General features: G+C 66.4%; 18 protein-coding genes. 9 read left to right on the top strand and 9 right to left on the bottom strand.

What is annotated here, in order from left to right:
• Nucleotides 1–9 precede the first annotated feature (9 nt).
• Nucleotides 10–1,278: a L,D-transpeptidase family protein gene (locus RBB46_RS01990; RefSeq protein ID WP_306027162.1), complete on the bottom strand. Its 1,269-nt coding sequence runs from the start codon at nucleotides 1,276–1,278 to the stop codon at nucleotides 10–12.
• Between the two features lie 337 nt (nucleotides 1,279–1,615).
• On the opposite strand from RBB46_RS01990, the gene RBB46_RS01985 reads away from it, so the two are divergent.
• The gene (locus RBB46_RS01985; protein WP_306027161.1) at nucleotides 1,616–2,374 is read left to right on the top strand and encodes a hypothetical protein; all 759 of its coding nucleotides are present in this window, start codon (nucleotides 1,616–1,618) and stop codon (nucleotides 2,372–2,374) included.
• A 111-nt stretch (nucleotides 2,375–2,485) separates the two neighbouring features.
• Here the strand turns inward: RBB46_RS01985 and RBB46_RS01980 are convergent, their stop codons facing one another.
• Both RBB46_RS01980 and RBB46_RS01975 read right to left on the bottom strand, forming a co-directional pair.
• The gene (locus tag RBB46_RS01980) at nucleotides 2,486–3,790 is read right to left on the bottom strand and encodes an ArgE/DapE family deacylase (protein WP_306027160.1); all 1,305 of its coding nucleotides are present in this window, start codon (nucleotides 3,788–3,790) and stop codon (nucleotides 2,486–2,488) included.
• A 39-nt stretch (nucleotides 3,791–3,829) separates the two neighbouring features.
• Nucleotides 3,830–4,654: a class II glutamine amidotransferase gene (locus RBB46_RS01975; RefSeq protein WP_306027159.1), complete on the bottom strand. Its 825-nt coding sequence runs from the start codon at nucleotides 4,652–4,654 to the stop codon at nucleotides 3,830–3,832.
• Between the two features lie 340 nt (nucleotides 4,655–4,994).
• On the opposite strand from RBB46_RS01975, the gene RBB46_RS01970 reads away from it, so the two are divergent.
• The 4 genes from RBB46_RS01970 (at nucleotide 4,995) to RBB46_RS01955 (ending at nucleotide 8,191) form a co-directional block, all read left to right on the top strand.
• The gene (locus tag RBB46_RS01970; RefSeq protein ID WP_306027158.1) at nucleotides 4,995–5,945 is read left to right on the top strand and encodes a folate-binding protein YgfZ; all 951 of its coding nucleotides are present in this window, start codon (nucleotides 4,995–4,997) and stop codon (nucleotides 5,943–5,945) included.
• A gap of 13 nt (nucleotides 5,946–5,958) precedes the next feature.
• Nucleotides 5,959–6,609: an HD family hydrolase gene (locus RBB46_RS01965; RefSeq protein ID WP_306027157.1), complete on the top strand. Its 651-nt coding sequence runs from the start codon at nucleotides 5,959–5,961 to the stop codon at nucleotides 6,607–6,609.
• Nucleotides 6,610–6,704: 95 nt separating this feature from the next.
• Complete coding sequence (locus tag RBB46_RS01960; protein ID WP_306027156.1) at nucleotides 6,705–7,229, top strand: tyrosine phosphatase family protein; 525 nt, start codon at nucleotides 6,705–6,707, stop codon at nucleotides 7,227–7,229.
• Nucleotides 7,226–8,191 (top strand): NAD regulator, encoded by a 966-nt coding sequence (locus RBB46_RS01955; RefSeq protein WP_306027155.1) that lies wholly within the window; start codon nucleotides 7,226–7,228, stop codon nucleotides 8,189–8,191. Before RBB46_RS01960 ends, RBB46_RS01955 begins: the two co-directional genes overlap by 4 nt.
• Here the strand turns inward: RBB46_RS01955 and RBB46_RS01950 are convergent.
• On the bottom strand, nucleotides 8,172–8,714 hold the full coding sequence (locus RBB46_RS01950) for a MarR family winged helix-turn-helix transcriptional regulator (RefSeq protein ID WP_306027154.1): 543 nt from the start codon (nucleotides 8,712–8,714) through the stop codon (nucleotides 8,172–8,174). The two genes, RBB46_RS01955 and RBB46_RS01950, sit on opposite strands and share 20 nt — an antisense overlap.
• A 173-nt stretch (nucleotides 8,715–8,887) precedes the next feature.
• Between RBB46_RS01950 and RBB46_RS01945 the strand changes: the two genes are divergently transcribed.
• From RBB46_RS01945 to RBB46_RS01930, 4 genes are all read left to right on the top strand, one after another.
• Complete coding sequence (locus RBB46_RS01945; RefSeq protein ID WP_306027153.1) at nucleotides 8,888–9,376, top strand: PaaI family thioesterase; 489 nt, start codon at nucleotides 8,888–8,890, stop codon at nucleotides 9,374–9,376.
• A gap of 95 nt (nucleotides 9,377–9,471) precedes the next feature.
• Nucleotides 9,472–10,134 carry a pseudouridine synthase gene (locus RBB46_RS01940; RefSeq protein WP_306027152.1) on the top strand — a complete coding sequence of 221 codons (663 nt, stop codon included), beginning with the start codon at nucleotides 9,472–9,474 and terminating at the stop codon, nucleotides 10,132–10,134.
• A gap of 219 nt (nucleotides 10,135–10,353) precedes the next feature.
• Complete coding sequence (locus RBB46_RS01935; RefSeq protein ID WP_306027151.1) at nucleotides 10,354–11,625, top strand: cell wall hydrolase; 1,272 nt, start codon at nucleotides 10,354–10,356, stop codon at nucleotides 11,623–11,625.
• Between the two features lie 325 nt (nucleotides 11,626–11,950).
• The gene (locus RBB46_RS01930; RefSeq protein WP_306027150.1) at nucleotides 11,951–13,813 is read left to right on the top strand and encodes a GGDEF domain-containing protein; all 1,863 of its coding nucleotides are present in this window, start codon (nucleotides 11,951–11,953) and stop codon (nucleotides 13,811–13,813) included.
• A 9-nt stretch (nucleotides 13,814–13,822) separates the two neighbouring features.
• On the opposite strand, the gene hyi is transcribed toward RBB46_RS01930, so the two are convergent.
• From hyi to RBB46_RS01905, 5 genes are all read right to left on the bottom strand, one after another.
• Nucleotides 13,823–14,605: a hydroxypyruvate isomerase gene (gene hyi, locus RBB46_RS01925; protein WP_306027149.1), complete on the bottom strand. Its 783-nt coding sequence runs from the start codon at nucleotides 14,603–14,605 to the stop codon at nucleotides 13,823–13,825.
• A gap of 71 nt (nucleotides 14,606–14,676) precedes the next feature.
• Nucleotides 14,677–15,543, bottom strand: coding sequence for a carboxylating nicotinate-nucleotide diphosphorylase (gene nadC / locus RBB46_RS01920; protein ID WP_306027148.1), 867 nt, complete (start codon nucleotides 15,541–15,543; stop codon nucleotides 14,677–14,679).
• The gene (locus RBB46_RS01915; RefSeq protein ID WP_306027146.1) at nucleotides 15,540–17,174 is read right to left on the bottom strand and encodes an L-aspartate oxidase; all 1,635 of its coding nucleotides are present in this window, start codon (nucleotides 17,172–17,174) and stop codon (nucleotides 15,540–15,542) included. The genes nadC and RBB46_RS01915 overlap by 4 nt, the downstream gene beginning before the upstream one ends.
• Nucleotides 17,175–17,425: 251 nt before the next feature.
• Complete coding sequence (nadA, locus tag RBB46_RS01910; RefSeq protein WP_306027145.1) at nucleotides 17,426–18,508, bottom strand: quinolinate synthase NadA; 1,083 nt, start codon at nucleotides 18,506–18,508, stop codon at nucleotides 17,426–17,428.
• A gap of 255 nt (nucleotides 18,509–18,763) precedes the next feature.
• Entirely contained in the window at nucleotides 18,764–19,654 is an 891-nt protein-coding gene (locus tag RBB46_RS01905) for a LysR family transcriptional regulator (protein ID WP_306027143.1), read from the bottom strand.
• Between the last annotated feature and the right edge of the window lie 28 nt (nucleotides 19,655–19,682).

The raw sequence follows: 19,682 nt of genomic DNA, 5'->3' as shown, positions 1-19,682 counted from the left end.
CCTCGCCCCCTACTGGCGGGTCATCACCACGAAATCGGTGCCCAGTCCCGAATGCAGGCGGAACGGACGGTCGGTGACCATCAGCGAGGAACCGAGCGCAAGGTTTGCCTCGACGAAGGCACGGGCATCGTCGCTCCATTCGAAGCGGTCGAGCACGCTGGCCGGGGTGACGCTTTCGGCCGCATCCGCGACAACGCCCATCCAGCGCGCCGTCTCGCCCTGCCCGACACCGCCGATAACGGTGAAGAGATGGGTGCCGAGCGGCGCATCCGGATCCTTCAGCACCACATTGGCGGAGAACACTTCCCTGAACTTGCGCCGAACGTAAAGCCGGCCGGTCGCCGGGCCCGCTTCGCCGGCCTCGGCATAGAGAGCCTTGAGAACGACGTCCGTCGGCTCGCCGGTGACGGGAAGCTCGGCCCCCTCCTGGAACAGGCGGATCGCGGCTCGCGTCTTGCGGCCGATCACGCCGTCCACCGGGCCGGGTTCGTAGCCGAGCCGGTCGAGCACGCGCTGCAGGTCGCGCAAGCGCTCCTGCGGGCTTGTCCGGGTGACGAGGATGCGCAGCGGCTCGCGCGGCAATTCCAGTGTCGCCTCGGGCATGCCGATCGCCCCGACCGTGTCGGACGCGCTGTCCTCGACGGGCCCGGGAAGCGCGGGGCGCAGGCCGACGTCGAGGCTCGCCACCGTCGTTTCGGGCAGGCGCAGGGCCGGCAGGGAGGCGTGAACGATTTCGCTCGGGCGGGTCTTCTCGCGCGTGACGATGACGTGACCGCCCCGTCCCGTCATGGCGAAGAGTTCCTTGGCGAAGCCGCGCGGCAGGCGGACACAGCCATGCGAGGCCGGATAGTTCGGCACGCGCCCCTCATGCAGGGCGATACCGGACCATGTCAGCCGCTGCATATAGGGCATCGGCGCGTTGTCGTAGATGTTGGAAAAATGTCGCCGGCGCTTTTCCAGAATGCTGAAGACGCCCGTGGGCGTGCCGTAGCCGGCCTTGCCCGACGAGATCCTCGTGGTTTCCACGAGACGCGTGCCGCGATAAACCTCCAACTGCTGGTCGGACAGCGAAACGAGGATCTGCAGCGGCGCTTCGGACAGGGCATCCTGACCGCCGATGCCCGCAACGCCACCGGCGACAGGCGTCATCGCCTTGCCGTCCCGCGCGCTCGCCGGCAGCGTGCCCAGCGCCAGCAGGGCCGCGACGGCAACAGCCGTCACCTGTCCGGCAAAAACGCCCTTCGACATGCCACCCATGGTCTTCAAAGTCTCGATCATCCGCCCAACCTTCACCCTTGGATTTCTACGGCGCGACTGCATCTAACCGCAAAACCGTGAATCCGACGTTAGTTTCGACAAGATTTGGGCGTGTTTGACTCAAATTGCCGTGATGGCGATCACAAAGGGTGCGGTTGGAGACTGCAACCGATTCGCCATTGTCCACACAAAACCTCTTGCGAATGCAAAATATCCTTGCTTCGCGCGGTCATTTCCCGATTGCGACTCAGATCACGATTCGGAATCTTTTAACCAAGACGGCTTTCCCGGCCGAAAACCCAAAAGACAAGACGACCAGAAACGTCGCCCGGACAACGGGCCGGCGAAGGAGATTGCCGTGTTCAAACCGCAGAATGGCGTGGAGCGCAAGAGCCCGAACCTCTTCACCGACATCACCGAGATCCGCATGTCGGATTGTCCTGTCGAGGCCGACGCCCTGCCGGTGGTGAACCGCCTGCTCCAGCACCATCCCTGCTTCCGCAACATCAGCGAGACCTTCGAGGCCGGACTTTTCGACATCGTCGAAATGAACTTCATCGAATGCAACCCGGCGCAGGAGCGTGCGTTGCGCGAGCTGGTGCATCTGCTGTCGCGCCGGATTCTCGACATCTTCGAGGCTTCGCTCCTGATGAAGCAACTGTCGCTGGAAGACGGCTCCGCGAAACTGACCAGCACGCAGCTGGCCGCCTTCATCGAGACAGCCCGCGAGGAGGCACAGATCCAGTGCCTCGACATCAACGAGTTGCGGCCGGCGTCCGAGGACCTTGCCTATGCGGCGGTGCTGAGAAGCATCTTCGACGAGTTGAGGGCTTATCTCGGCCTGCCGACGCTCGACCTGGAATTCCTCATCGGCGACATCAAGGCCTGCATGGACCTGGTCATCCAGCGCCACGTCTGGCGGCGGATCCGCATCGAGACCGAAACCCATCGCCGCGTCGGCGAGCAGATCGAGTCGCTGATGGCGCTGGCGAACGATGCCGGCCAGAGCCGTATTCCCCGCCTGTTCACGATCCGGCCGATCCCGGCAAGCGCCCGCATCGCCAGCATCTCCGCGGCCCTTGGCGGCTCACGCGGTTCGCTGCCAAGCCCTGCCTGACGCAGGCGCAACCGCGCCAGCAGACACGGTCGGCCCACATCCTTCCCCGCACACATGCAAGGCCCTGCATCGCCGGATGCGGGGCCTTCCGCGTTTCCCGTCAACGTTCGCTCAGTCGCCCGGCCCAGCCACCGGCTCCAGTCCGCACCATTCGGCGATGAACAGCGCGACGGCGCCGGTCACCCGCCGGATCGAGGCAAGGCTGACGCGCTCGTCGAAACCATGCACGCTCTCCGAGAGAGGCCCGTAGACGAGGCAGGGCATGCCGGCATAGATGACGAAGACCCGCGCATCGAGATAGGCCGGCGAAACGAAGCTCGAAAGCGCGCTGCCGGCGGCGAGCCCGTGCGCTCGGGCAAGGGCCGCCTCCGCCTCGCTTCCCTCTTCCAGCACATAGCCGCGGGCGAAGAAGCCGTTCCAGGTGACTTTCGGCGGCCGGTTGCCGAGAAAGGCGTCATCGGCCAGAACGTTCGCCAGATGCGCCTCGATCTCGCGCGCCCGAGCGGCGGGATCGTCGCCCGGATAGATGGCAATGCGGCAGGACAGCCGGCACCAGGCCGGCACGGACGAGGCCCAGTCGCCGCCCTCGATCTTGCCGACGTTGAAGTTGATCGGATGATGGACACCGGCAAACTGCGGATGAGCGTCCTTCTCCGCGTTCCAGGCCTCGGCCAGATCCTTCAGTGCAGCGATGACCCGATAGCCCGCCTCGATGGCATTGGCGCCGGAACCGGCCTCGCGCACGTGCACGGGATGGCCGGCGACATCGACGTCGAACCAGAGCACGCCGACATTGGCGCGCACCAGGCGTTCGTCGACGGGCTCTGGGATGATCGCGGCATCGGCCGTGTAACCCTCGACGAGGCAGGCGAGCGCGCCGTTGCCGGTGCATTCCTCCTCGACGACACTCTGGAAATGCACACGGGCCGCCGGCTGGTAGCCAAGACGGCGCAGCGCGTCGAGGGCAAAGAGATTTGCGGCAATGCCGGCCTTCATGTCGCCGCCGCCGCGCCCGTATAGCCAGTCGCCGACACGCCTGGGCACGAAGGGCGGCGAGATTTCCCACATCTCGTGTGGCCCTTCCGGCACCACGTCCATGTGTCCGTTGAGGATCAGCGAGCGCCCGGTTTCGCGGCGCGGACGGTGCGTTGCGACCACATTGACGGCCTGCGCGTAGTCGACGCCAACCACTGGCGAGAAGCCCGGATGGTCGTGGATCCTGTCGATGTCGATGGTGAAGCTGTCGACCGCATAGCCGCGCCGTTCCAGCTCGCCGGCGATGAAATCCTGTGCCGGCTTTTCCGCCCCGCGCAGCGAGGGAAAGCGGATCAGGGCCTCGGTGAAGGCGATCTGGTCCTCGAAGCCTTCATCGACCGCGCCCAGAATGTCGCGGGCAAGGGTGGCGTCCAGCATCATGACCTCGCTTCAGGGCAGCTCGTTGCGGAAGTTTCCCGCTCAGGACGACATCGAACGCACCGGGCGTTCCAGGTCCCCCGCGCCGTGGGACGGATTGATCGCATGAACGGCAACGCCGTCATTGCCCAGTTCGTACAGGATATCCGGCTCCACGACACGCCAGCGCGCGCAAGGGCCTTCCAGCGGCTCGGAAGCGAAGGCCCGGCCGCCGTGATCGAGGCAATCCGACAGGTATAGCGAGGGCGCGCGGCCGTCATCGGCGAAACGGAAGGCGAAGATGCGCTCGCCATCGCTGAAGGCGCAGGTCAGGCGGATCGGTTCGCCGCGCGTGCCGCGCCGTCCGGCGATCTCGAGCAGCCGGGCGAGTGTCGCGTCGAGCGCCGCCTTGGGATCCGTCTCGAGACCGTTGCTCAGCAGCAGCAGGAAGAAGAGCTCCGAATCGGTCGTACCCCGCCGCGTGGCATAGAACTCGTCGGCAATGCAGGCTTCCATGTCGCGGCGCAGGGCGGCAAAATTGCCGATGCAGCCATTATGCATGAAGGCCCAGCGCCCGTGGGCGAACGGGTGGCAATTGTCGCGAGAGGCAGCGCCTGTCGTCGCCGCCCGCACATGGGCAAGGAAGAGCCGGGAGCGCACCAGACGGCACACACTCGGAAGGTTGGTGTCGGCCCAGGCCGGCAGCACGTCCTTGAACAGGCCCGGCTCGGGCAGGTGGCCATACCAGGCGATGCCGAAGCCGTCGCCATTGACGCGCAGTTTCGCCTCCTGCGCATCCTGGCTCTGCACGAGCAGGGAGTGGCGCGGGCGGGCGATGATGTTTTCCAGCGGAATTTCGGCACCGAGATAGGCAGCCAGACGGCACATGGCGGAACGACCTGAAAGCGCTGGGCCGGAGCGACCGGCGGAGCGGATCGAAGACATCACATGCTAATGTGCAACTCGTAACAAAGCGTGTCGAATTTTCGGCTCATCATCATTTCCGCAAAGGACCGTTCCCCTCATTCGTCCGGGCTGCCGATCGCCGTCCCCGCGAGCCGTGGCGGCGCCGGCATGGAACCGGCCGACAGGGCCATCACCTTCGGTCAGGGCCTTGCCGGAACCTTGTTGACCCGTAAGATCCGGCCTATGTCGCCATGAGCGGGGCGGAACGATGGCGAGTCGCGCCGCGCACGCGCCGCCACTTGTCTCGAGGACAGAAATGAACATGACCGGCATCAGCGAGAATTCCGCGGCCACGCAGGGCGCGACACGGGCCGCCGCGAGGCTCGACTGGCGCGGCCTTGTCCGTGTCGGCGGGCCGGATGCGCATGACTTCCTGCAGAACCTCCTGACCTGCGACCTCGACAAGGTCGATGCCAAGACCGGCGGCTATGGCGCGCTGTTGACGCCACAGGGCAAGATCCTGTTCGATTTCCTGATCGTCGGCCACGGGGACGGCTACCTGATCGAAGCCAACCGGGATCAGATCGCCGACCTTGCAAAACGGCTCGGTTTCTACCGGCTGCGCGCCAAGGTGGAGATCGAGGACGTCTCGGGCGAACGGACCGTGCTTGCCGCATGGGGCGGCAAGCCGGAGGCGGTGAACAGTATTGCCATGGCCGATCCGCGCCTTGCAGGCTTCGGCTGGCGCGTCTACGTCCCCGCCGCCGGGCAGGGCACCTGCCAAACCATCGAACCGGCCGGCGGGCTCGACGGTTTTCCCGAAGCTTCCGCCTCCGCCTATCACGCGCGGCGTGTGGCATTCGGCCTGCCGGAAGCCCCGTTCGACTTCACCCCCGGTGACAGTTTCCCGCACGACGCGGACATGGACGACCTCAACGGCGTTGCCTTCGACAAGGGGTGCTTCGTCGGCCAGGAGGTCGTCAGCCGGATGCAGCATCGCGGCACCGCCCGGCGCCGTATCGTCAAGGCAAGCGCCGAGACCTCCTTGCCCCGAAGCGGGACGGATATCCTTGCCGATGGCAAGCCAGCCGGAACGCTGGGCAGCGTCGCCGGCAACCAGGGCCTTGCGATGGTACGGCTGGACCGCGTTGCCGGCGCGCTCGCGCGGGGCGCCGACGTCACCGCGGACGGCATTGCCCTGGCCTTCGTCCTGCCGGAGTTCGCGCGCTTCACCTGGCCGCAGCAAACGGGCAGCGGCGAGGACGACGCGTGAGGGCGCCGCTCCCATGAGCCGCGCGCCGAAAAGAACGGCGGGCGAACCGCGCGCCTGGCAGCGCATGCTGTCGGGCCGGCGCCTCGACCTGCTCGATCCCTCCCCGCTCGATGTCGAGATCGAGGACATCGCCCACGGACTGGCCCGGGTGGCGCGCTGGAACGGCCAGACCGTCGGCGACCACGCCTTTTCCGTCGCCGAGCACTCGCTGCTGGTGGAAAAGCTGGCGCGGCGGCTGCAACCGGGCCTGTCTGCCGACGAGCGCCTTTGCGTGCTGCTGCATGATGCGCCGGAATATGTGATCGGCGACATGATCTCACCGTTCAAGGCGGTGATGGGCGGCAACTACAAGGAGATCGAGGCGCGCCTCCAGGCAGCGATCCATCTCCGCTTCGCCCTGCCCGCGATCATTCCCGAAAAGACCCGCGTGCTGACCAAGAAGGCGGACACCGTCGCGGCCTATTTCGAGGCGGTGGAACTGGCCGGTTTCGACGACGAGGAAGCCGCGCGGATCTTCGGCCAGCCCAGCGGTTTCATCCCCGCCAGCGGACAGTCCCCAAGGCTCGGGTTGACCGCACTGCCGGCGGCGAAGGCACAACTGCTTTTCCTGAAGCGTTTCGAGGAAATCGAAGCGGCGCGGCGCGCCTGCTCACCAGCGCGGTGACAGGCGCTGCCTGCTGCCCTAGATAAGGACAAGGACGAGTCGCGCCCCGGAACGGATCCGGAAGCTGCGGCACCGGTCAAATCGCAGGAGGGGCAATGATTACCGTGTGTTCGCTGGCGCGTCTGTCGGAAACCGTCGAGCGCACCGGCGCCCGTCGCCTTGTGACCCTGATCAGCGCGGGAACCGAGGTGCGCCGCCCCCAGAGCATTGCCGCCGACGATCATCTTTTTCTCGCCTTCAACGACATCACCGCACCGGCCGAGGGCCTGACCCCGCCGGGCGAGATACATGTGCGCCAGCTTCTCGACTTCGTCGGCAGCTGGGACCGGGCGCAACCAATGGTGATCCATTGCTTCGCCGGCATCAGCCGGTCCACGGCCGCCGCCTATATCAGCGCCTGCGCGCTCTCCCCGCATGCCAGCGAGGTCACGCTGGCAAAGGCCCTGCGCACGGCCTCGCCATCGGCGACGCCGAATGCCCGCCTGGTGGCCTTGGCCGACACGCTGCTCGGGCGCGAGGGTCGCATGACGGCGGCGGTGAAGGCGATCGGCCGGGGGGCCGACGCCTTCGAGGGAACGCCCTTCACGCTCGATATCGCCGCCGCCACGGATCGCCCATGATCGAGATCGGCCTCAACGCCGTCATCGTCTCCGTTGCGGATCCCCAGCCGCAGGTCCTGACCATTGCCGCGAAGCCGGAGAACCCGGCCCAGTCGCTGCCCTTCGGCCCGTTCGACCCGACACGCCACCGCACGTTCGAGATCGGCCTGCGCGAATGGGTGGAGGAGCAGACCGCGCTGAAGCTCGGTTATGTCGAGCAGCTCTACACATTCGGCGATCGCGGCCGTCACCACATTCATTCGGACGCGGGCCCGCACGTGGTCTCCGTCGGCTATCTGGCCCTTGCACGGCAGACATTGCGCTCGGACGAGGCCCTGACGCTGCAGAACGCCCAATGGCGATCATGGTACAGTTTCTTTCCCTGGGAAGACTGGCGGTCCGGCATGCCGGCCGTGGTGCAGCAGGAAATCCTGCCGGCGCTGGAAGCCTGGACCTCCGCGCCGATACCGCGCGACAGCCCGCCCCGGGCACGCTCGCGCGGCGAGCAGGTGCATCAGGCGTTCAACATCCAGGACGGGATGTGGAACGAGGAGCGGGTCCTTGACCGTTACGAGCTTCTCTACGAGGCCGGCCTTCTGGAGGAAGCGCGCCGCGACGGCCGCCCGGCCGCCCTGAAGCGCGGCGACCTGCCCGGCCTCGGCCAGCCGATGCTCTACGACCACCGGCGCATCCTGGCCACCGCCATCTCGCGGTTGCGCACGAAGCTGAAATACCGGCCGCTCGTCTTCGAGCTGATGCCGCATATTTTCACGCTGACCGACCTGCAGCGCTGCGTCGAGGCGATCTCCGGCCGGCATCTGCACAAGCAGAACTTTCGCCGCCTGGTTGAAAAGGGCGACCTGGTCGAACCGACCGGCGAAACCTCCACCCAGACCGGTGGCCGACCGGCTGCGCTGTTCCGCTTCCGCCACGAGGTGCTGAAGGAACGCCCGGCCCTCGGCCTCAGAGTCGGCGGGCGGTAGTTTCGCTTGCGGCCGCGGCCTCCCCGTCGGCTCCGCCCCCGGCATCCCCCTGCAACGCCGCGACCTTGGCCTGGCGCACCCCGCGAGCCTTGTCCGGATCGTATTGCGTCGTCGCCGCCTCGGCCTCCGACAGCAGTTCCCAGAGCAGCGCCACCCGTTCGGGCCCCATGGCATGGCGCATGGTGCCCTCCGCCCGGCGCCAGCCTGCGACACCTTGCGCAAGTCGCTCGCGGCCAGAACCGGTCAGCGCGACGCGGCGCTCGCGGCGATCTTCGGCCGGGCCGGTCTCGACAAGCCCGGCCGCCTGAAGCCGGTCGATCGCCCGGGTCAGCGTGCTGCGCTCCGCCCCGACCCGCTCGGTCAGTTCCGACGCGGTTCGCGCCCCGTCATAGGCAAGGCTCGCCAGCACGGCGAATTGCTGCGGCGTCAGGCCGCTGTCCGCGAGCGCGTGTTCATAAAGCCGAGTGACGGCGCGGCCGGCGCGACGCAGGCGGTGACAGGAGCAGAAGAGGCTGGCGTTCATGCCGCAAGGTAACACGGACAAAGTTGCGTGCATAGGCACGCACTTACCGGACAACGGCCTCGAAATCTTCCTCCCTGAGCATGCCCCGAGACAGGAACGCGGCTTTCGGACGCCTTGCACGGCAGCCGCGTCCATGTATATGTGCATATGCACATAAAACGAGGAACGATGCGATGGATTTCGGTGACCGCACCTTCGGCCTTGCCGATCCCGCCGAGGCGGCCTCCTTAAGCGGGCTGGAGCAACTGCGCGGCATGATCGCGGGTCGCCTGCCCGCCCCGCCGATCTGCCGGACGATGAACTTCGTCCTGACGCAGGTCGATGCCGATTTCGCCCGCTTCGAAGGAGAGCCGTCCTTCGACCACTACAATCCTCTCGGCACCGTGCATGGCGGCTGGATCGCGACGATCCTCGATTCGGCCCTCGGCTGCGCGGTGCACACGACGCTCGCCCCCGGCGAGGGCTACACGACGGTCGAGTTCAAGGTGAACAACGTACGCCCCGTGTTCGAGACGAGCGGGCGGCTGGTCTGCGACGGCAGGGTGCTGCATCGCGGCCGCCGCATGGCGACCTCGGAGGCCCGCCTGGTCGACGGCAACGGCAAGCTCGTCGCCCATGGGGTCGAGACCTGCATGATCTTTCCCGCAGGCGAGGCGCGCTGAAAGGCAGGGTCCCGTCCGCCCGCGTCACCGATGGCCCTTTGCACGGCGCGCGCCGGCCGTTATGTGGGGGCATGCAGGAACAAACGCCCCCAGGCTTGCCGCTTCCCGACCGCGTCTACGCGCCGCCGCGCGAGCCGCTGCTGGTCGTTCTGCATCACGACCCTGACCTGCTCGTCGTCGACAAGCCCAGCGGGCTTTTGAGCGTGCCTGGCAAGCACCCGTGGCTTGCCGACTGCGTCGCGGCGCGGGCCGCGCTTCTTTATCCCGAAGCGCGCATCGTCCACCGGCTCGACATGGATACGTCGGGCGTGATGGTGCTGGCGCTGAACGCTGCGGCCCACCGACATCTCGGCCTGCAGTTCGAACGCCGCCATGTCAGCAAGGCCTATGTCGCGCGGGTCGCAGGCCATATCGCGCAGGATAGCGGCACGGTCGACCTGCCGCTTTGCACGGATTGGCCGAACCGGCCGCGGCAGATGGTCGATCGCGAGGCCGGCAGGGCGGCACTCACGAACTGGCGGGTGCTGACACGCGAGGAGCACGCGACACGGGTGCTGCTCGAGCCCCTGACCGGCCGGTCGCACCAGTTGCGCGTCCACATGCGCGAGCTTGGCCATCCGATCCTCGGGGACCCGCTCTACGGCACGCCCGAGTCGCAGAACGGCGCATCCCGGCTTCAGCTTCATGCCGAGCGCCTGACGATCCGTCATCCGAACGGCGGCGCTCCCACGACGTTCGCCAGCATCTGCCCCTTCTAAGAAAAACGCTTTTCCAAGAGCAATTTGGCCTGTTTCGGGCCCGCCGCATTAACCATGCCGGGCTCAGTACAGGGCCCCGAAATCATGGAATCCGGCGGCATTTCGCCCGTATTAACTCTCTTTCAAGGTTAAACCGCGAGGATCAACTTTAGACATCGCGTCGCGGCCCCTTCGCCGGACGTTCCCGACCTCTTGCCGCATGGACCGGAGTTGCCGCGTATGACTGGCACGGTGCAAACGCTTGGCCACCGCCTCGCCCCCCGTCGAAGAGCCGACGGTCCGACCCGCACGGGGCGGAACACGCTTGGCACGAAGAGGCCCGTTGCCTGGCGCCTCGCCGCGCTTGCTCCGGTGGTCTATCTCGCCTGGTCCGGTTCCATCGGCCAACAGGACATCACCGCATTGATCGAGGCAACGCGCGGCAACGCCCCGCGCTGGATGTCGGCGATCGAGGCGGCTCCCCATGCAAGCAGCGTCGCGCCTTCCCTCGTCCTTGCCGATGCCTCGCAGGACCGCAAGGGCGACACTCCCGACTACGCGATCACCAACGCGGCGCCGGGTACGGACCCGGCCGTGGTGCGCGGACTGGAGACCTTCGTCAAGGAAAGCGCTCCCAAGCAGCCGCCGGCACGCACACCCGTGAACCGCTCCGCCAAGGGCGACCGCTACGTATCGCTCGCTCCCGACCGTGAGATGGTCGGCGTCGCCGCCGGCTCGGTCTACACGATGACCAGCATGATCGGCGGACGGACCTCCGCCGACCTGCCACGTGTCGCCTTCGTGCGCACCAACATGCCTGCAGGCGTTGATGGCACGGTGCTCGCCAGCGCCGGAACGACCGGCAAGGGTTCGCCGCTCGACCTGGCAAGGCTCGCCATGGCGCGCAACGTGGCGGCGACCAGCGTGTCCTATGCCTCCGCCTACGCTCCACAGGGAATGGATAATGTCCGCGCCCCCTTCGAGGCGCTGCTTGGCGGGAATCCGCTCGCGCCGGGCACAGGCGACGAGGCGGCACTGGAAACCAACAAGGACAGCGATCCGTTCTGGTGGGCCAACCGCGCCCTTCCCGCCAGCGTGATCACTGCCAAGGAACAGCGCTGTCTTGCCGAAGCTGTCTATTTCGAGGCCCGCGGCGAACCGGTCGACGGTCAGGCGGCCGTTGCCCAGGTCGTGCTCAACCGGGTTCGCAACCCGGCCTACCCGGAAACCATCTGCAAGGTCGTCTACCAGAACCGACACCTGCGCAACCGTTGCCAGTTCTCCTTCGCGTGCGACGGGGTCCGCGACCGGATCAGCGAAAAGCCGGAATGGGAGGTGGCTCAGAAGGTTGCTCGCGAGACCGTCTCGGGACAGCGCTATCTGGAAAAGGTCGGCGCCTCCACCCATTATCACGCGACCTATGTAAGCCCGCGCTGGGCGCGCTACATGAAGCGCCTCGACAAGATCGGCCAGCACATCTTCTACAAGACCAAACGCGGCGGCTGGAGCTGATCCGGACGCCTCGCCGGAGCGGTCCGGCGACGTCGCGGCGGACCGCTCCAAGATCCGTGCAAGGTTCCCTTTACGATTAGAATATATGACTTTTTTCGCCTGCAGCCCGGCTGCGGGAATATTCACGACGTTCCGAATTAGATCATTCATTGCGGCGAAAAGGCCATCCCATGGATTTCGTGCGAAGCTCCGCGCGGCTCCCTGCATTCATACCGTCACCATTCGGCTGCAAGACTGGTGCCCGCCAGTCGCGATTCGGCCCGAGACCGGTACCGACTGCGCAGACGACCGGATGCAACGGCGCCGGCGAACGAAGGAGCCAGATGTGAGCGACAACGCCGGCGGCATTGCCGAGGCCCTGCGCGCCACCCGTAACCTGCCGCTCTTCATGACGCAGGCCGAGGCAGCGCTGGACTATGCGTTCCAGCCGATCGTCGACATCCATTCCGGCGCGGTGTTCGGCTACGAGGCGCTCTTGCGGGAATTCGGAAGGCTGGGGTTCGGTTCACCGCGCGAGGTTCTCGACTATGCCGCGGACAACGGCCGCATCGCCGAGTTGGAGAGCCTGCTGAGACGCAAGGCGATCGCCAAGTTCGCCCGTATGGACGTTTCCGAAAAAACCAAGCTGTTCCTGAACATCGACGCCCGCAACCTGTCGGCAATGCAGGAGCAGCTCGAGGCGACGCAGGCGGCCACCCGCGCCCATGGGCTGTCACCCTGGCACATATGCCTCGAGATCCCGGAAATCCACGAGCGCTTCGCCCAGAACGACCTGCACAGCTTCGTCACCAGCGCACGCGACCACGGCTTCGGCATCGCCCTCGACGATTTCGGGCAAGGCTACTCGCAGCTCCGCCTGCTCTACCAGTATGAACCCGGCATCCTGAAGATCGACCGGTTCTTCATCACCTCCTTGCAGAACGACGCCCGCAAGCGGCTGTTCGTGTCCAGTGTTGTCGATCTGGCCCATGTTCTCGGCATCCGCGTCGTTGCCGAAGGCGTCGAAACCCCGTCCGAGTTGCGCGCATGCCGCGATGTCGGCTGCGATCTCGTTCAAGGGTACCTGATCGCGCGTCCCTTCACCGACATCACCCAGGCCCGCCCTGCCTATGCCGTTCAGGGCGACAGGCCGGACCGCCCGGACATGCGCAAGCATGCCGATCTCGATTTCCTCGAAAAGGAAATGGCGCGCATCCCTTCAATCAGCGAAAGCGGCTCCATCGCCCAGGCGCTGGACATCTTCCAGGCAAACCCGCAGCAGACCATCCTTCCCGTGGTCAACGCGGCCAACGAGCCGAGGGGATTGATCCGCGAGGCTGACCTGAAGAGCTTCCTCTACCTGTCCTTCGGACGAGACCTGCTGCTCAATCCGACCATCGACAATCACCTGAGGCGTTTCATCCGCCCATGTGCGATCGCCGACATCAACGCGCCGCTCGCCCGGCTGGTCGATGTCAGTTCGGAAGAGCTGGCGGATGGCATCGTCATCACCCGCAGCGGCCGCTATGCCGGCTGCCTGCTTGCCCACTCGCTCCTGAAGATCTCGAACGAGGCCCGCCTGCAGATCGCCCAGGACCAGAATCCGCTGACAAAGCTGCCCGGCAATTCGGCTATCTCCGACCACGTTGTGCGAACCGGGGCGGGAGCGGACCGGGACCGGTCCCTGTGCTATATCGACTTCGACAACTTCAAGCCCTTCAACGACGCCTACGGGTTTCGCATCGGCGACCGGGCGCTGATCCTGTTCTCCGAACTGCTCAAGCGGAAACTGGACATGGGCCGCGCCTTTGTCGGTCATGTCGGAGGCGACGACTTCTTTGTCGGACTGGAAGACTGGCCGCGGGACAAGGTCGCCCGGCACATGCGCGACCTGCGCGCCGACTTCGCCCATCAGGTGGAAAGCCTCTACAGTCCCGAACACCGCCGGCAGGGTTTCATTCTCGCCGAGGACCGCACGGGACGGATGCAGACCTATCCGCTGCTGACCTGCTCGATCGCTGTCCTGCACATTCCCAAGGGCGTGGCGATCGACAATCTGGACATGCTGAGCAATCACATCGCCCGGCTGAAGCAGCACGCCAAGGCACAGGCCGACGGCCTCGCCATCGCCAGTATCGGCACACCTTTGGAAAGTCAGGGAGCAGGGGCGGGTCGCCCGTCCGACCCGGCGCTACGCTCGACAGCCTGAGAGCGCGCGTCAGCCGACCCGGGCGGCGGCGAACCAGTCGAGTCCGGCTTCCGTCGACGCCGCGGGCCGGTACTCGGCACTGACGAAGCCGTCATATCCGATCCGGTCGAGATGGCCGAAAAGAAAGGGATAATTCAGTTCGCCCGTTCCCGGCTCGTGGCGGCCGGGCGTGTCGGCGATCTGGATGTGCCCAATACGCGGCAGCAGCCGTTCCAGCCGGTTGGCGATGTCCCCCTCCATCACCTGCATATGATAGATGTCATATTGCAGGAACAGATTGTCTGCACCGACCTCGTCCATCACCGCGATCGCCTGGTCCGAATGGTGCAGGAAGAAACCCGGCATGTCGCGGATGTTGATCGCCTCGACAAGCAGGCGCAGCCCGGCCTTCTCCAGCCGCGCAGCCGCGTATTTCAGGTTGTCGATCAGGGTCTCGCGCAGCAAGGCAGGGTCGACGCCCGCCGGCGCCAGGCCGGCAAGGCAGTTCAGCTGCGGGCAGCCGAGTTCGGTCGCATAGGCCACCGCCCAGTCGACCCCCGAGCGAAACTCCGCGACCCGGTCCGGCAGGATGGCGATGCCGCGCTCGCCCGCCTCCCAGTTGCCCGGCGGGAAGTTGTGCAGGACAAGCTGCAGATCGGCGGCGGTCAGGCGGGCCGCGATCTCGTCCGGCTGAAATTCGTAGGGAAACAGGAACTCCACCGCCGTGAACCCCGCGTCGGCAGCGGCCTGGAACCGGTCGAGGAAGTCGTGCTCGGTGAAGAGCATCGAGAGATTTGCAGCGAACTTCGGCATGGCGTCCCTTTGCGGCAGAGACTTTCGCCAATGCCGCCCGACTTGTCGAGCCCCAACCGCGACCAGAGGCTTCAGCCGAGACCGATGTCGAGACCGAGGTCCAGAACGGGAGCGGAATGGGTGATCCAGCCGACGGAGATCAGGTCGACCCCCGTTTCCGCCACGCCCGCGACCGTGTCGAGCGTGATGCCGCCGGAAGCCTCGAGCAGCACCGCGCCGCTGGCGATGGAGACCGCCTCCCGCAGCATTGCCGGCACCATGTTGTCCAGCATGACCACGTCCGGGCGCGCGGCAAGCGCCTCGCGCAGTTGGTCGAGCGTGTCGACCTCCACCTCGATCTTGACGAGATGACCGGCAAAGGCGCGCGCCGCATCGATGGCCGCGCGCACGCCGCCGGCAACCGCGATGTGGTTGTCCTTGATCAGGATCGCGTCATCGAGGCCGAAGCGGTGATTGGCGCCGCCGCCGCAGCGCACCGCGTATTTCTCGAAAGCGCGCAGACCCGGCGTCGTCTTGCGGGTGCACACGATGCGAGCATTCGTATGCGCGACCCGGTCGGCGAACAGGCCGGTTGCCGTCGCAACCCCCGACAGGTGACCGAGGAAATTCAGGGCAACACGCTCGGCCGACAGAACCGCGCGCGCCGGCCCGTCAATGCGCATCACCACGTCGCCGGGAGCAAGTCGCGCACCGTCACCGACCAGCGGCTCGACGCGGATCGCCGGATCGCTCAACCGAAACGCCGTCTCGGCCAGGGCAAGACCGGCGAGACGACCGGGCTGGCGGGCGGCGATGACGGCGCTTGCGCGAAGCTCCGGGGACAGCGTTGCCTGAGCGGTGATGTCGCCGGCCCGGCCCCAGTCCTCCAACAGGGCAGCGCGGACCGCATCCTCGACCAGTAGGCCGGGCAGAACCGGAAGATTGCCGGCAGCGCTCATGTCTCGTCTCCGCCATCACGTGCAAGCCGGGCAACGGCGGCCCGCCCGACCTCGCTGTCGCGGGCGGCGGCAACCGCCGCCTCGACATCCTTGAGGGTGACGAAGGACCGCCGGGCCAGTGCCGGATCGGTTTGAGGGAAATCGGATCGCCAGTGCCCGCCGCGGCTTTCCCGGCGCATCAGCGCGGAGGCGGTCACGGCCTTGCCGGCGGTCATCATGTTGCGAATCGAGCGGCGCTTGCAGCGTGCTTCAAGCGCATCGATGACGGCAAGCGTTCCGGTGAGCCCATCCGCGTCGCGGATCACCCCGACGCCTGTGGCCATTGCCCGCCGCAACATGCCGATGGCCTCGCGCTCGACCTCGTTGCGCCGGGTCGGCTCCTGGATATGGTCGTCGATGCCCGGCCAGTGCGCGGTACGCGGATTGGGCATCTGGTTCTGGATATCCTCGGCGATGCGGGCGGCGAAGACCACCGTTTCCAGCAGCGAGTTGGAGGCGAGCCGGTTGGCGCCATGGGCGCCGGTGGAGGCAACCTCGCCGGCCGCCCAGAGATTGTCGAGCGAGGTGCGGCCGTTGGCATCGGTCAGCACGCCGCCCATGTGGTAGTGCTCGGCGGGCGCCACCGGGATCGGCTCGCGAACCGGATCGATACCCGCCTTCAGGCAGGCGGCATGCACCGTCGGGAACCGGTCCGGAAACGCTGCGCCGATCGCCTCCCGGCAGTCGAGGAAAGCGCCTCGCCCGGACAGCGTTTCGGCAAAGACCGCCCGCGCAACGACGTCGCGCGGAGCGAGCTCCTTCAGCGGATCGATCTCCTCCATGAACCGCCGACCGGCGGAATCGATCAGGATCGCGCCTTCGCCGCGCAGAGCCTCGGAGGCAAGCGGTGCCGGATCCTGGCCGACATTCAGCGCGGTCGGGTGAAACTGGACGAACTCCGCATCGGCAATCACCGCGCCGGCATTGAGCGCCATGGCAATGCCTTGGCCGTTTGCCTCCGGCGGGTTGGTGGTCACCGCAAAGAGATGGCCGATGCCACCGGAGGCAAGCACCACCGCATGGGCGGGAAAGGCAAGCCGCTCGCGGTCACCCCGGCGGCGAGCGAGCACACCGGTGACGAGACGCCCTTCATGCAGCAGTTCCTCGCCCAGATATCCCTCGACGACCCGTATCGACGGGGTCTTGCGAACCGCGGCCACAAGCGCGTCCATGATCGCCCGCCCGGCCATGTCGCCACGCACGCGCACGATCCGGTTGACCGAATGCGCCGCCTCGCGGGAGAGCTGCAGCCGGCCTTCCAGGTCCATGTCGAACGGCACGCCATAACCGAGCAGGTCGCGGACACGCTCGCCCGCCTCCTCGGTCATCAGCCGCACGACCTTCTCGTCGCACAGTCCGCCGCCGACGGCCATCGTATCGGCAGCGTGGGCGGCGGCGCTGTCCTCGTCGGAGACGGCGGCGGCGATGCCGCCCTGCGCCCAGGCCGAGGAGGCACCCTCGCCGATCGGCGAGGCGGACAGGATGGTGACCGGGCGCGGCGCCAGCTTCAGCGCGCAGAACAGGCCCGTGAGGCCTCCGCCGAGGATGACGACATCGTCGATATGCGAGGTGGCAGGGCGGGCTGACGTCATGTTTTCACGTCCGGGGAAGGGCCATGGAGGCCAAGGGCAGGGACAAGGCCGGCTGGCGGCCACGGGTAAAGGCAGAGGCAGATGCGCCGAGAAAGCCGGGAGCCGAATGGCCCGGCCGTTTCCGCCTTTCGCGCAAAGCCGGCCAGAGCGACCCGGCCCGGAGGCCGCCGTCGGTCTGCAATCTTACCCCGGCATCACGGCTTGCCAAACGAATTGCGCCCGAAGCGGTACGCTCCGGGCGCGACCAAATGTCAGCTCTTGAGATTGATCATCCGCTCGACCGACTGGCGGGCTCGGGCCGAGATGACCGGATCGACAGTCACCTCGTCGCGCATCTCGACCAATGCATCGAGGATCTTCGACAAGGTGATGCGCTTCATGTGCGGGCACAGGTTGCAGGGCCGCACATAATCGACGCCCGGCGTTTCCGAGGCGATGTTGTCGGCCATCGAGCATTCGGTGACGAGCATCACCTTGCCCGGGCGGTTCTGCTTGACCCAGTCGATCATGCCGGCGGTCGAGCCGGTGAAATCGGCCTCGTCAACCACCTCCGGCGGGCATTCCGGATGGGCGATGATCTTCACCTCCGGCTCGATCTCGCGATACTCACGCAACTCGGCTGCGGTGAAGCGCTCGTGCACCTCGCAGGCACCCGCCCAGGTCAGGATCTCGACATCGGTCTGGCGCGCCACGTTGGCGGCCAGGTACTGGTCGGGGATGAGCAGCACCTTCGGCGCGCCCAGGCTCTCCACCACCTGCACGGCGTTGGCCGAGGTGCAGCAGATGTCGCATTCCGCCTTCACGTCGGCCGAGGTGTTCACATAGGTGACGATCGGCACGCCGGGGTGCTTCTCGCGCAGGGCGCGCACATCGGCTGCCGTGATCGATTCGGCGAGCGAGCAGCCGGCCTTCATGTCCGGGATCAGCACCGTCTTGTCGGGATTGAGGATCTTCGCCGTCTCGGCCATGAAGTGCACGCCGCACTGAACGATCACATCCGCGTCGGTCTTGGCCGCTTCCTTGGCCAGCGCCAGGCTGTCGCCGACGATATCCGCCACGCCGTGGAAGATTTCCGGCGTCATGTAGTTATGCGCCAGGATGACGGCGTTGCGCTCCTTCTTGAGCTTGTTGATCGCATGGATCACCGGCGCCAGCACCGGCCACTCGATCTGCGGGATGAAGTCCTTGACCTTCTCGTAGACCGGCGCGGTCGCCTCGGCGACTTCCGGCGTGTAGGCAAGCTCGGGCCGCTCCAGGGGCGCGAAGCCCGAGGCACGCGCCGATGCGGCGCTGGCGGCGGGACGGTGACCGATATCGAGTGCAATGGTGGCCATGATGACCTCCCTGGCTTTCCGGACCGCCCGCGAGGCACGATCCGTCTACATGGAGCAATGCGTCGATCCGGGCAGTACGCCTTCGTGTGGCAACTCCGGATCTTCTTTTGCTCAATTTGAGCATAAACCGTCGTTTAAAAAACGCGGCAATAGCCGTCGGTTATGCTCGTACGGGGTATATATAGGCACGCGCCCGCTCCTTGCCAATGTCTTTCTTGTCGCAGCACCGATATTTTGTAGGATGAATAGATATTTCTATTCTGTTTCAAAGACTTGTTCCGCCGCCCGGCGCACCGCCTCAAGCGCAGGCGCCAAAGCCGGCAAATGGCCGGCGGTCATCATCCAGACCGCGAGACGGGGAGTGAAGTCGGGGACTTCGATGATCTGAAGCCTGTCGCTCTCCATGCTGGCACGCACCATGCGGCGAGGAACGAGGCCGATACCCACCCCGTCGACGATCAACTGCAGCTGTTGCGGAATGCCCCAGACGGAGGCGGCGACGGTGAGCGACTTGCCGCAACGCAGGAAACGATGCTCCAGGCCCGTTCGAAATCCGCAGCCGTCGGGATTGATCACGAAAGGATGGTCCGCAAGGTCCTCCAGTTCCATGCGTTCCGGCAGGCCGGCGGAACGCGCGGCAACCACGGAGACTTCTTCCATGCCGACGCGAATCGCCGTCTCGCGCGGATCGGGGCCTTTCTCCTCACGCAGGAAGACGATCGCCGCGTCGAGTTCGCCTCCGCGCAGGGCCGCACGCAGATCGATGCTCGGTCCGGTGCGCAGATCGAGCCGACCATCCGGCACATCACGGGCGAGCCCGTCGAAGACCGGCCGCAGCACCGCATCCATGACACCGGGCGTCACACCCAGACGGAGCACCTGACCGGCGGACGGGCGCCCCACCGCGCGGCGCAGGTCCTCGGTGGCGCGCAGGATATCGACGCAGGCACGATAGGCGGAGCGCCCCTGTTCCGTCGGGCGAGCCGGCTTCTGGTCGCGATCAAGCAGGGTGACGCCGAGGCTTTCCTCCAGCCGCTGGAGGCGGCGGGTGATGGCAGGCTGGGTCAGGTGCAGGCGCGCCGCCGCTTGGGCAAGCGTACCGCCCTCAACCACCGCGACCAGGGCGCGCATATCATCGATATTCATGCCGTCTCCCGTTTCGACCCGTTTTCGT

Source organism: Stappia sp. MMSF_3263, from assembly GCF_030733745.1.
Classification (GTDB): domain Bacteria; phylum Pseudomonadota; class Alphaproteobacteria; order Rhizobiales; family Stappiaceae; genus Stappia.
This window is presented reverse-complemented; position numbering and strand designations above follow the sequence as displayed.